Source organism: Virgibacillus necropolis, from assembly GCF_044793635.1.
In the GTDB taxonomy this organism is placed as follows: domain Bacteria; phylum Bacillota; class Bacilli; order Bacillales; family Amphibacillaceae; genus Virgibacillus_F; species Virgibacillus_F necropolis_A.
The window spans coordinates 3275286-3288591 of the sequence record NZ_CP084992.1; the positions used below are offsets into that span (position 1 = coordinate 3275286).

Genomic DNA, 13306 nt, shown 5'->3' on the forward strand with positions numbered 1-13306 from the left:
ATTTGAGTTGAACCTCGATTGTATCCCCACATCCTTCTAAAACCGCCTGAAATATTTTTCGTCATATCCCAATCGTGCGGATGCTTCCTTACCAGCTTCGGTCACTTTTTTTGCTATATCAGATATTTTATAGTCTTTCATGCGTTGGATGGGACCAACAACAGTAATAGCACTAACAACTTTTCCTGTATAATCCCTGATTGGTGCGGCAACTGATTTTGTTCCTTCTGTTAACTCCTCTGTACTGACTGCATATCGTTGTTCGCGAATTAATTTTAGTTCTTTTCGAAGTGCATCAGGATCGGTAATACTATTTTTTGTATGGGCAACTAACCCTTTATTAATGACATCTTCCACTACATGATCCTCACTAAAGGCAAGCAGTACTTTGCCCGAACTTGTGCAGTAAGACGGGTTCCTCCTACCGACGTGCGTTAAGATACGAACTGGATGATGACATTCCTCTTTATGAATATAAATTGTATCCAGTCCATCCATGATAGCTAAGTGTGCAGTTTCACCAGTATCATTTACTAGTTTATACAGGACAGGGGCAGCTTCTTTGTGGATTTCTAAATTGTTTGTAACAATTCCTCCCAGCGTAAGCACGGATATTCCTAGTCGATACGCATTGGTTTCCTGATCCTTGATGACAAATCCTTCACTGGCAAGCGTTGACAGTAATCGACTGACTGTACTTTTTGCTAAGCCTAATGATTCGGCTAGTTCACTAACCTTTTTTGTCGGTTCAAAGGTAGAAAAACTTTTTAGGATACGTAATGCATTTTTAACGGAAGAAAGAACTTGTGGATTGCCTTTCTTATTTGTCATGTATTTCACCTCATTTAAATTATGTTCTGTATAAAAGAACATATTAACTTAACGTCTGATTCGTATTAATGTACCAAGTATATAAGATTGTTAAGGTTTTCTAAACAGTATTTAGAAAATTATTTTAAATATTTTTTGTTTTGTTGCGTATAGAGGAACAATGCTCTTTTTTAATTTTTTAATCGTATTTATAATGAAAATATGCTGATAAGGAAGAAACGTTTTCAGCATAAATGAACTTACTAATAGGGTTAAATAGCGGTGAAAAAATAAAAGGAGGCATTTTATATGCAAACTACTAAAACAGAAGTAATTGATTGTTCTCATTTCATTAATGGCAGCTATGTACAGTCAAACAATGGAAAAACGTTCGAAAATGTTAACCCAGCAACGGAAGAGGTATTAGGAACAGTTGCAGAAGGTGGGAAAGAAGAAGTTGATGAAGCGGTAAGTGTTGCAAGACAGGCGCTTAATGGTGAATGGAAGAACATGCCTTTACGAAAACGATCCAACATCATTCGTAAAATTGGTGACTTGATTCTGGAGAGACATGATGAATTAGCAAAACTTGAATCCTATGATACTGGTAAACCATTATGGTTGTCTAAAAATGTTGATATTGATCGAGCAGCGAATAATTTCTATTTCTTTGCCGACTATATGACGTCACTAGGAACTGAAGCTTACCAACAAGACGATAAAGCGATTCATTATGCTATTCGTCGTCCAGTTGGTGTTGTGGGGCTAATTAATCCATGGAATCTACCATTATTTCTCATGACTTGGAAACTGGCTCCAGCTCTTGCAGCGGGAAATACAGTTGTGATGAAACCATCTGAAGTGACACCGATGACAGCAACCGTACTGGCTCAAATTTGTAAAGATGCAGGTGTGCCGGATGGAGTGGTGAATATGGTTCATGGTTTCGGTGAAACAGGAGCTGCTCTTTCTTCCCATGATGATGTGGATGCTATTGCTTTTACTGGTGAAACGATAACAGGAACAGCAATTATGAAGTCGGCAGCACCTACATTAAAGAAATTATCCTTTGAACTTGGTGGCAAAAATCCGAATGTTATTTTCGCAGATGCTGACATGGAAGATGTGATCGAAACGACCATTCGCTCTAGTTTCATTAATCAAGGTGAGGTTTGTCTATGTGGGTCAAGAATTTATGTGGAGCGTTCGGTTTATGATGAGTTTCTAGAGCGATTTGCAGAGAGAACAAAAGAACTTATCGTTGGTGATCCCTTCGATTCATTTACAAACGTTGGCGCATTGGTAAGTGAAGAACATTATAACAAAGTTCTCAGTTACCTGGATATTGCAAAAGAAGAAGGTGGAACATTCTTGACAGGTGGTAAGGCTGCTGAAGGATTTGACAAAGGATTCTTCGTGGAACCAACAATTATTACAGGTTTAGGGAACGATGCAAGATGTGTACGCGAAGAAATCTTTGGACCGGTTGTAACCGTTGTTCCTTTTGATACAGAAGAAGAGGTACTTGAACAAGTCAATGATACACACTACGGTTTAAGTGCAAGTTTATGGACCAGTGATATTAAACGTGCGACTCGCTTCAGTGCGCAAATCGAAACGGGTATGGTTTGGATTAACACATGGTTCTTACGTGACTTACGCACACCATTTGGAGGAATGAAACATAGTGGTCTTGGTCGCGAAGGTGGAGCACATAGTTTTGACTTTTACTCCGAATTAACGAATATTACGATCAAACTCTAGGAGGATCTTAATGTCAATAAAAACGGAAAACACAACGAAAACAGAAAGCCATGCTAAACACTTAGCCGAAGCTTGGAATAAAGGAGAAGGGGTTCAGGCAATTACAGAGCTTGACCCTGAGCTCTCCGTTGATGAAGCCTATCAGGTACAGTTATATACGATAGAACAAAACGTGAAAAATGGGCAACGAATCGTAGGGAAAAAAATTGGCCTAACATCCAAAGCAATGCAAGAAGCGTTAGGTGTTGGCGAACCGGATTATGGACATTTATTAGATCAGATGAAATGTGAAAACGGTGGAACGATTTCATCCAAGCTTGTCCTGCAGCCAAAGGTAGAGGGAGAAATAGCCTTTATTTTAAAAGATGATTTAGTTGGACCAAATGTCACAACATTAGATGTATTAAAAGCGACTGATGCAGTTGTTCCTGCACTTGAAATTGTAGACAGCCGTATTAAAGATTGGAAAATTACATTAGCTGATACCGTTGCAGATAATGCATCATCTGGCATGTATGTACTTGGTAATAATCCAAAGAAATTAACAGACGTAGACCTCAAGCAAATGGGGATGGCGCTCTATAAAAATGATGTTTTACAAAATACAGGCGTTGGTGCAGCGGCTTTAGGAGACCCAGCAAAATGTGTTGCATGGCTTGCTAATAAACTAGCAACCTATGGAATTACGTTAAAAGCTGGTGAAGTCATTCTATCTGGAGCATTATCGGCTGCAATGGAAGCGGAACCTGGGGATCATTTTCATGCGAAATTTGCGGAACTAGGGGAAGTACACGTTTCATTCACGGATTAAGTAGAGAACTGGAGGAAGATCATGGATAAAAATAAAATTAATGAACTTGCCAATTATGTACACAATGCACAAAAAGAGAAACAGGAAATAACAAAAATTACTGCGGATTTATACCCGGAACTTTCTATTGATGAGGCGTATCTCATACAAGAAGAATTGATCCGTCAAAAACTAGAAGAAGGTCATACAATTTCGGGTCCGAAAATGGGCATTACCAGTGAGGCCAAAATGAAACAAATGGATGTCGATGATCCGATATATGGCTATGTATTCGACAATATGGTTGTCGAAGAAGGGGAATCTATTTCAATCTCTGATTACATTCATCCAAAAGTAGAACCTGAAATTGGATTTATTTTGGGAAGGGATTTGGAAGGTCCAGGTATTACCACGCTTGATGTATTACGAGCTACAGAATATGTTTTTCCAGCTCTTGAGATTATTGATAGCCGATATGAAAATTTCAATTTTACGTTGCCAGATGTTATTGCGGATAATACTTCTGCAGCAGGGGCTGTGTTTGGAACCTATTTGAGAAAGCCTGAAGAATTGGAACTGGATGTCGTAGGCGTAACATTATCCGTCAACGGTGAAATTAAATCATTGGGAGCTGGAGCTTCTGTACTCGGACATCCAGCCAAGTCGGTTGCAAGACTGGCTAACATGATAAGTAAAAAGGGAGAAAAAGTAAAAGCAGGACAGCCGATTTTAACAGGTGGCATCACTGCGGCTGTTCGACTATCTCCTGGTGATTTTGTCAATGTAAAGTACGGCGGTTTAGGTGATGTATCATTTTTTGTAAAAGAGTAATAGAAATTTCTGCTATAACCAGTTTATAGAGGAGGTGAAGGACTTGCCACTTATAAATATACAAATTATGGAGGGCAGATCTCCTGATAAAATTGAAGCGGTGATGAAAAATGTCACCGATACCGTTAGTGAATCACTCGATGCACCAAAAGAAAATGTGCGTGTTATTGTTACTGAAGTACCAAAAACGCATTGGTCAATTGGTGGTACATCAGCAAATAAGTTAGGGAAATAGGGAAGCGTGGAACTTTCGGTTTCCGTTACTTTCAAAAACGTTAAAAAATCTAATATAAGACGACCATCAATTTTGGATGCTAAATTTGGTGGTCGTTTTTTGTTTGTTATAATAGTATCTTCGGTTTAATATCTATTAAAATTGTTGTAATTTGTAATCCGATTTGATAGGTTGTTTAGTAATTTATTTTTATGGGTGGCAAAAGTGCAATTTGCTGAAATAGGGCTCTGGGCTTAGCTATTAATAGGGCTCTAGGAGGTTAAACTAATACAAATAATTTTGTATGATTACTTTTGTACTTTCATTAATTTAATACGAATCATTCAGGATAAGTCACCTAGTAACCAGTGTGTATAAGGTATGTATTTTTAAAATGCTAGATAATACTATTCTCTTAAAAAGCAACAATCTTTGGGAATACAGCCTAAAAATAAATAAAGTTTAAACGGAGGAAAAATGATTGAAAACAGTAAAAAGTAAGAAGAAAATATGTGTCATTCTATTATTCATAGCTATTTTAATGCCCGTATTTAACTTTCCTTTATCAGCTCAAGCTGCTGAACCGCTTAAAACGGAAGATGTTGATGAATTTGTTACAAAGTATCTCGAACGAAACGGACTGCCTGGCGCTTCGATTGTAATCGTAAAGGACGGGGAGGTAGTATATGAAAATGGTTATGGACATGATTCTGAAGGGAAACCGATAACAGAAGACTCACTCATGAGAATCGCCTCTGTATCCAAATCATTTACGGCATTTGCCGTTTTGCAATTAGTTAATGAAGAAAAAATCCAATTGGATGACCCAGTAGTTAAACATCTATCAGAAGTTAAACTTGATGATTCTAGATGGAAAGAGGTTACAATACGTCAACTATTGAGTCACACATCCGGAATTCCGAATCCAATTATTGTGTCTCCTTCAAACACCTTAAAAGAAGGTGTGGACCGCTTACATGACTGGAAACTTCAGTCGAATCCGGGGGAGAAATACTACTATAGCAATCCGAATTACTGGATCTTAGCTTTTTTAGTAGAAAAAGTGAGTGGTATCGAGTTTCCTGAGTATCTTAAGCAAAAGGTATTCTCTCCACTGGGAATGAATGACTCGCTAACCGCTGTGAACTCTGGAGATCCTGTACAAGGGCTATCAAAAGGATATGTAACAGCTTATGGAACTGCAATTCCATGGACAGAGCTTGAGCAAATGTGAGGAGTGGTCACAACAGCATCTGATATGGGAAAATGGCTCTCTATGTACACGAACGAAGGGAAAAGTGAATCAGGCAAACAATTATTATCAGAAGAATTGTTAAAAGAATCCTACTCTCCTCAACCTGGTAGTGAAAAAAACGGACTTGGCTGGTCGTTAAGCTCTCCAAACGTCAAACCCGCTCGCATTTCACATAGTGGTGTGTCATCTACTTATCAAGCCCAACAAGACATCGTCCCAAGTAGTGGATACGCAGTAGCTGTATTACTCAATAGCTTTACCCCTACTTTCGAACATGCTTATGAGATCAGTTCAGGGATCATTCAATTGACTGAGGGACATGAACCCGAAATGAAAGCTCCTGTACCTACAATAATCGATTTATCACTTGGTCTCATTACATTGATATACCTGGTTTTAGGGATCAGAGGAATGATCCGAAGTGAAAAATGGTCGAATAAACGTAAACAACATCCTGCTTGGAGATTTTATCTGCGGTTAATCCCGCAATTGGTGCCAGTCGTGGGTATTGGATGGTTATTCTTTGTTGTCCCTACCCTACAAAATAACAGCTCTACAATTAAAGACGCATTTGGTCTTTTTCCAGCTGCGATGGTTTTATTAGCTATTATTTTCATTGTTGGATTTGTTGTTACAATTAGGAGAGTCTATTATCGAATAGTACGATAGTTATTGAACAGAGCTGTCCTTTAGACAGCTTTTTCTTTTATAAACGTTTGTCTATTTTGTTTACCTTTACAAACATAAGTTTTATAATTTAGTTGTAAACAAAGCAATAGGAGGTGTTCACCCAAGAAGGATTCGCTCTTATGCTTTAGGGGCTTAAACAGTTAGTTGGAACAGGGAAAAAACAATAAAATTTATGTAAAGAAAGGGAAGTTAAATATGAAGAACGTAACACCATTTTTAATGTTTCAAGGCGGTATTGCAGAAGAAGCTATGAAATATTACACATCACTCATCGAGGATTCAGAAATTAAAAGCATTACTCGATATGGGGCTGAAGGACCTGGTGAAGAAGGTACAGTTATGCAAGCTGTATTCTCGTTAAAGGGGCAGGAGTTCATGTGTATCGACAGCCATGTTGATCATGAGTTTACGTTTACCCCGTCTTTTTCTATCTTTCTTACGTGTGATACCGAAGAGGAAATCGATAGCCTTTATAATAAAATGATGCAAAATAGCACAGCACTCATGCCTATAGATAACTATGGGTTCAGCAAAAAATTCGGATGGCTGAATGATCAGTTTGGCATATCCTGGCAGTTGAACTTACCAGAGTAATCTGGTTGCAAATGGAGTGTGAAGTATTTCACCATCGGGCGCTAATCTGGAATAAAGATCAGCGCTCTTTTTTCATTTAGAGGCCCATTTTGTTGAAGAAAAAGCCGTTCCGTTTATGCTAGAATCTAAATGGAATACTAATCATAAAATACTTTAAAAAGTGAGGATATACGATGATTGCAAAGACCGAAGAGGATTTTAATGGATTAAAAGAAATTGGTGAAATTTGTGGAGCGATTCGAGATGAATTAGTCCGTTGTACCAAACCTGGAATTACTACAAAAAAACTCGATAAAATTGCGGGAGAACTTTTTGAAAAAGCAGGAGCTCAATCTGCACCAAAAGGAGAATACGATTTTCCTGGATATACGTGCATTAGCATAAATGAAGAAGTAGCGCACGGGATACCGGGGGAGCGGACCATTCAAGAAGGGGACCTTGTAAATATTGATGTTTCCGGTTCGAAAAACGGGTATTTCGCAGATACCGGAATTTCCTTTGTAGTTGGGAAGGGAGAGATAATTTTACAAAAAATATGTGACGTTGCTAAAGAAGCATTCGACGCTGGACTTGAGAAGGCAAAACCAGGTTCAAAAAAAAGCGCGCTCGGAAAATCTGTACACAATGTAGCGAAACAGCATGGCTTAACAGTCATAAGAAATCTTACTGGACACGGTGTTGGGCGCTCGATTCATGAAGCACCAGAACATATTTTCAATTACTTCTCTCGCTGGGATGACGAAATTTTAAAAGAAGGTATGGTAATTGCCTTTGAGCCTTTTATCTCAACATTTGAAGAGGAAGTTTTCCAATCCGAAGATGGATGGACATTCCTTACCGATGAAAGCTTTGTGGCTCAATACGAACATACGATTATTCTTACGAAAGAAGGACCGATTATTACCACATTGTAAGAGCACTAATATCACAATGCAATTGGGCGCTTCCCTGGAATAAAGATCAGCGCTCTTTTTTCATTTAATGGCCCATTTTGCGGAATAAACTTCATAGTCACTAATAAGTGATATCTTCTTATAAAGCATTTACTCCTAGAGGTAATTCCCTAAGCACTGATCATTCAAATCGAAACTTTGCACGGGAAAAGGATTACAGCTATGTTTGACAAGTTAACCCCGCCTATTTAATGGATTGAGTATAGTCCACTGGTATATGGCAATCCTAATGTTACCAAAGTACCGAATGGAGGATTTATTATGACCGATAAAGATGATATTGCGGGGAAGTTGTCAGAGTTTCCTGCATCGTATTGGAGAGATTCTACCGTTTTGCCGGAGTTCCCTCAATTGGATAAAGACATTCAAGTTGATGTTGTTATTGTGGGAGGCGGGATTACCGGAATAACATCCGCCTACCTGTTAGCAAATGAAGGATTGAAAGTTGCCGTTCTGGAAGCTGATAGATTACTGAACGGAACGACAGGACATACCACCGCAAAAATTACAGCCCAGCATGATTTAATATACGACGAGCTTATTACTAATATGGGGAAAAGTAAGGCAAAATTATATTATGAAGCCAATACAGAAGCAATAAACTTTATTAAAAAAACAGTCGAACAGCAACAGATTGATTGTGATCTTAGTACACAAGACGCATACATGTACGCAACCACGGAAGAATATGAAGGAAAAATTCAAAAAGAAGCAAAGGCCTACGAGAAACTTGGCATTGATGGCGGATTAGTTGATAAAATCCCCTTGGATATAACGATAAAAAACGCACTTATAATGAGAAATCAAGCACAGTTTCATCCACTTAAATACTTAAGCCATCTTGTTCAAAACATTTCGGAAAAAGACGGACTGATTTTTGAGAATACAACAGCGGTAAATGTTGAAGCTAAAAAGCAGCCAGTAGTTCTTACCCGTGATGGAAATCGCGTTACAGCCGACCATGTACTGGCATGTTCACATTTTCCTTTTTATGAGGGATTAGGACTTTATTCCACAAGAATGTATGCTGATCGTTCGTATGTCCTTGCAGCCAAAACCAAAAAAAGCTTCCCGGGTGGAATTTTCATTAGTGCTGATAAGCCAACGCGTTCCCTTCGATCCGTAACTATTAACGGGGAGGAAATGGTGCTTATTGTTGGTGAAAGTCATAAAACCGGCCAAGGAATAGACACAATGAAACACTACAAAGCTTTAGAATCATTTGGCGAACAGGTTTTAGGACTAGAAACCATTCCCTACCACTGGTCTGCACAGGATTTGACTACACTAGATAAGGTCCCTTATATCGGGGAAATATCAGCTGGTCAACCAAATGTATTAATTGCTACTGGGTATAGAAAATGGGGGATGTCCAATGGGACTGTTGCTGCACTTTTATTTCGTGACATGGTCCTAGGCAAAAAGAATGCATATCAAAGTTTGTTTACACCATCAAGGTTTTACGCAAATCCCAGTTTAAAAAACTTCTTGGTTCAGAATGCAGATGTTGCTTCCCATTTAATTCAGGGAAAACTGGAAATGTCCAATATTGACCCTGATACATTAGCCAACGATGAAGGTGCTATCATTAGCGTCAAAGGGGAAAGAAAGGGTGCCTATAAGGATACAGAAGGAAAGCTACACATTGTAGATACAACTTGTACCCACATAGGATGTGAAGTCGAATGGAACGATGGTGAAAGGACCTGGGATTGCCCATGCCATGGTTCTAGGTTTTCATATACCGGAGAAGTAATGGAGGGTCCAGCAGAAAAGCCTTTACAGCAATATGATTATAAGATGATTGAAAACCTTACATCAGAGGACTCAGGTTATTAGAGCTGCAGTAGAATTACTGCAGCTTTTTGCTATTTATCTTGAGATAGCTGGGGGAGTAATGGGTTTGCTATATTCACTTCCTATCTTACAACTCCTTCCTCCAGGTTTCTCCATAAGTGGTGGGCTTCCCTAGCAATATGTTCTAACAAATCCGGCGGGGAGGTTGTAACAGCTGCGCATTTTTTGATTAAATCATCTAATTCTAATTTAAATGCTTCTAGGCTCTTGGCTTCTTTAATAATCATTTCCTTGAATTGTGTTAAAACTGGTAACGTTTCATTCCGTGGGGTGCGTACCATTGTACTGAGTGCTGTTGCCTGCATAAGCAGCCGCTCAAACTTTTGCATCATACCTGTTATCGTAAAGTTCAAGTCATAATTAGATACATCCAAATAATGGCGTATGTAGCCTAGATGATCGGCCATTTGCCTTAACCAAAAGACGCTTTCGTGAATGATTGCATCTGCCGGTGAAACTTGGACACCGTCTTCAATTAACTGAAATACCCTCTGTGATTCCTCCGCCTCTCGTATCATGTGGTCAAGAAGTGATGCTGGTGTTGAGATGATGACTTCACAGTGCATCGATTTATCCAACGTATAGGCAAGTAAACTGTGAAACTCATGTGTTACATGTTTAGCCTCCTGAATCAGTGTTCCGATATCCCCCTTCTTTGACTCTGCCTTTTGCCACACCCCACCTAAAATCTGAATCATATTCTGGTTTGCGCGTGCCAGTTCCATTTCATAGTGACTTATTTCCCTGTCAAAAAATCGACCATGTTCATAATCGTTCCGTAACCAAAAAGCAATTGTCCCATAGACGTCTCTTTCATAGTTATCCGTATACGGCATAAAATCCAACCCTCTCTTGTTTGTAATTACCCCATCCGTATAATCGCCCTTAATAAATTGCCACATCTAACCTTTTCCTTTTGTTATTAAGGCCTATTCAAGAGCTTCATCTAGCAAACAAAGTCCAACCGAATATAGTATATTCGTCCTTATATTTGTCCTATGCATCATCTACATGATAATTATATATTTTAAAGATAAGAAAAGAGGAGTTAAGTCTATTGATACTAGTGATTTTATAATTAATAAAATCACTCTAAACAGCATGAACTCTTGAACTCTTATTATTGTATAACTTTTCTAATATGAGGAAATATAGAAGGAGCTAATTTTGAGGAGGTTTTCATTATGGCAGAGAAAAAAGGTATGGATGTTTCAAACGGAAAAGACGTGGAGCGTGAGACATTAACAACGCGTCAGGGACGCCCGGTGACAGATAACCAAAACATCCGTACAATTGGTGATCGTGGTCCTGCTACACTTGAGAATTACGATTTCATTGAAAAGATTTCCCATTTTGATCGGGAAGAGGTACCCGAGCGTATAGTTCATGCACGTGGTTCTGGAGCATTTGGATATTTTGAAACGTACGGAAAAGTTGGGGATGATCCAGTAGAGAAGTTTACTCGTGCAAAAGTATTTTCAGGTGCTGGGAAAAGAACACCGTTGATGGTTCGTTTCTCAACAGTGGCAGGATCAAAAGATTCGCCGGAAACAGAAAGAGACCCACGCGGGTTCGCAATAAAAATGTATACGGAAGATGGCAACTGGGATCTGGTTGGGAATAATCTAAAAATTTTCTTTATCCGTGATGCGATGAAGTTCCCTGATATGATTCATGCGTTTAAAGCTGATCCGGTTTCGAACGTTCCAAATCCTCAGCGGATGTTTGACTTTGTTTCCCGTTCCCCTGAGGCTACACATATGATTACATTTGTATTTTCTCCGTGGGGAATTCCAGCAACATACCGCCACATGCAGGGTTCTGGTGTAAACACCTATAAATGGGTAGATGAAAAAGGGGAGGCTGTGTTAGTAAAGTATCACTGGGAGCCGAAGTCAGGCATCCGTAACTTAACACAAGAAGAAGCAAGTGCCATTCAAGCGAAAAACGTCGGTCATGCGACACAAGATTTATATGAAGCGATAGAGCGCGGAGATTATCCTGAATGGGAGCTTTTTGTGCAGATTATGGAGGATGGTTATCACCCGGAACTTGATTTTGATCCGCTTGATGATACGAAACTGTGGCCAGAGGATAAGTTCCCTTGGTTGCCTGTGGGTCGTATGGTCCTTGATCGCAATCCAGTGAATTTCCATGCGGAGATTGAACAGGCTGCATTCGGTACAGGGGTCCTTGTCGATGGAATGGATTTCTCAGACGATAAAATGCTGCAAGGTCGTACTTTCTCATACTCTGATACGCAGCGCTATCGTGTAGGTGCAAACTATTTAAAATTACCTGTGAACGCACCAAAAGCACCTGTTCGCACAAACCAGCATCGTGGCCAAATGGATATCCATAACCCGAAGGAATTTGGAGATAATCCACATATTAACTATGAGCCATCGATGAAAGGCGGCCTTCGGGAAGCAAGTGAAGAAGAACCTCCACAACACCGTCCAACTTATAATGCGGCGGCTATGAGTGCACCAATTGATCGTCCTAACAACTACGGCCAAGCAGGCGATACATATCGTAGCTTTGAAGATTGGGAGCGCGATGAATTGATCGAAAACCTTTCCGGAGCACTTGCGGTATGCGACAAACGAATTCAAGATGCCATGATTGGGCACTTCACTCATGCCGATAAAGACTATGGTCGCCGTGTGAAGGAAGGTATCGAAAAGAAAATGAAAGAAATGGAAGAAAAAAAGATGGAAGACAAAGTCCTTGGACGTGATGCAAGTAAATCGAAATATGGTCAAGGTTCGCTAGCTGAGAATGAAGCAACAGAAGATGCTGTAAAGAAAAGCCACGAAGCTGATCCTTATTAATTATAAGGTAAGGACAATCACTTCTTCAGAATACTACAAGAGCAGGAACAGCCCTTTCCCCTTATTCTGGGTTTACTGGAAAAAAGTGAGGTTAATGATGACAAAAGTGATGGGGCTAGTCTATTGTAACCGTTCCATGTAACTAGCATGGGACGGTTTTTATATTATATCTTTCTACTTGTGGTATATTAAATTGTATAATGTCAGCCATGAAAATCTTCCTTCCTTGAAAGCATATATCTATGTCCTATGTGGTTAGCTTCATGATATTATAAAACTTGTAAATGAACAACACACCATGTATTCGAATAAAATTGAGACCAGATTTATCAATTATATTTATTATTCTGGGGCATTTATGAGCATTGTAGGATCTCTGAAGAATCATTTTGTTGTTCTATCAACCATTTAATAAAATCATATTCTTTGTTTGTTAATTTCCTGTTTAAGTTCTGCTCAAATTCCTGCACAAGACTTATATACTGGTCAATGTAATGCATTGTACCCACCCCTTTAGATAACTATAGCAATTTTCAAAATAATTAAAAGGGTATTACATAAATGTAATCTAAATGACCCCTTATAAATATACTGTTGAATAGAGTAGCAACGAATTCAATCAGTATACTTATAGTCACTTTAAAAGAACTAAATAAGATAAATAGTCCTTAATAAATAGTTATAGTTTGTGGAACAACTGGTGACTCTAATATT

11 protein-coding genes and 1 pseudogene are annotated in these 13306 nt (G+C 39.0%); 9 read left to right on the forward strand and 3 right to left on the reverse strand.

The window, feature by feature from the left end; all coding sequences use genetic code 11:
- Positions 1 to 36: 36 nt before the first annotated feature.
- Positions 37 to 831, reverse strand: a complete 795-nt coding sequence (locus LG329_RS16095; RefSeq protein WP_404451839.1) for an IclR family transcriptional regulator — start codon at positions 829 to 831, stop codon at positions 37 to 39.
- A gap of 288 nt (positions 832 to 1119) precedes the next feature.
- Between LG329_RS16095 and LG329_RS16100 the strand changes: the two genes are divergently transcribed.
- The 8 genes and pseudogenes from LG329_RS16100 (at position 1120) to LG329_RS16135 (ending at position 9740) form a co-directional block, all read left to right on the forward strand.
- On the forward strand, positions 1120 to 2574 hold the full coding sequence (locus tag LG329_RS16100) for an aldehyde dehydrogenase (protein ID WP_404451840.1): 1455 nt from the start codon (positions 1120 to 1122) through the stop codon (positions 2572 to 2574).
- A gap of 10 nt (positions 2575 to 2584) precedes the next feature.
- Positions 2585 to 3385 (forward strand): 2-keto-4-pentenoate hydratase, encoded by an 801-nt coding sequence (locus LG329_RS16105; protein ID WP_404451841.1) that lies wholly within the window; start codon positions 2585 to 2587, stop codon positions 3383 to 3385.
- Positions 3386 to 3406: 21 nt separating this feature from the next.
- Entirely contained in the window at positions 3407 to 4195 is a 789-nt protein-coding gene (locus tag LG329_RS16110) for a 2-keto-4-pentenoate hydratase (RefSeq protein WP_404451842.1), read from the forward strand.
- Between the two features lie 43 nt (positions 4196 to 4238).
- Positions 4239 to 4430: a 4-oxalocrotonate tautomerase gene (locus LG329_RS16115; RefSeq protein ID WP_404451843.1), complete on the forward strand. Its 192-nt coding sequence runs from the start codon at positions 4239 to 4241 to the stop codon at positions 4428 to 4430.
- Positions 4431 to 4950: 520 nt separating this feature from the next.
- Positions 4951 to 6333 (forward strand): annotated as a pseudogene (locus LG329_RS16120) (serine hydrolase domain-containing protein).
- Positions 6334 to 6549: 216 nt separating this feature from the next.
- Positions 6550 to 6948: a VOC family protein gene (locus tag LG329_RS16125; RefSeq protein ID WP_404451844.1), complete on the forward strand. Its 399-nt coding sequence runs from the start codon at positions 6550 to 6552 to the stop codon at positions 6946 to 6948.
- Between the two features lie 173 nt (positions 6949 to 7121).
- Positions 7122 to 7862: a type I methionyl aminopeptidase gene (map, locus tag LG329_RS16130; RefSeq protein WP_404451845.1), complete on the forward strand. Its 741-nt coding sequence runs from the start codon at positions 7122 to 7124 to the stop codon at positions 7860 to 7862.
- Positions 7863 to 8162: 300 nt separating this feature from the next.
- The gene (locus tag LG329_RS16135) at positions 8163 to 9740 is read left to right on the forward strand and encodes an FAD-dependent oxidoreductase (protein WP_404451846.1); all 1578 of its coding nucleotides are present in this window, start codon (positions 8163 to 8165) and stop codon (positions 9738 to 9740) included.
- 80 nt (positions 9741 to 9820) lie between these two features.
- Here the strand turns inward: LG329_RS16135 and LG329_RS16140 are convergent, their stop codons facing one another.
- Positions 9821 to 10660, reverse strand: a complete 840-nt coding sequence (locus tag LG329_RS16140; protein WP_404451848.1) for a DUF2935 domain-containing protein — start codon at positions 10658 to 10660, stop codon at positions 9821 to 9823.
- Between the two features lie 282 nt (positions 10661 to 10942).
- On the opposite strand from LG329_RS16140, the gene LG329_RS16145 reads away from it, so the two are divergent.
- Positions 10943 to 12592 (forward strand): catalase, encoded by a 1650-nt coding sequence (locus LG329_RS16145; RefSeq protein WP_404451849.1) that lies wholly within the window; start codon positions 10943 to 10945, stop codon positions 12590 to 12592.
- A 356-nt stretch (positions 12593 to 12948) separates the two neighbouring features.
- Here the strand turns inward: LG329_RS16145 and LG329_RS16150 are convergent, their stop codons facing one another.
- Positions 12949 to 13092 carry a hypothetical protein gene (locus LG329_RS16150; RefSeq protein WP_404451850.1) on the reverse strand — a complete coding sequence of 48 codons (144 nt, stop codon included), beginning with the start codon at positions 13090 to 13092 and terminating at the stop codon, positions 12949 to 12951.
- Between the last annotated feature and the right edge of the window lie 214 nt (positions 13093 to 13306).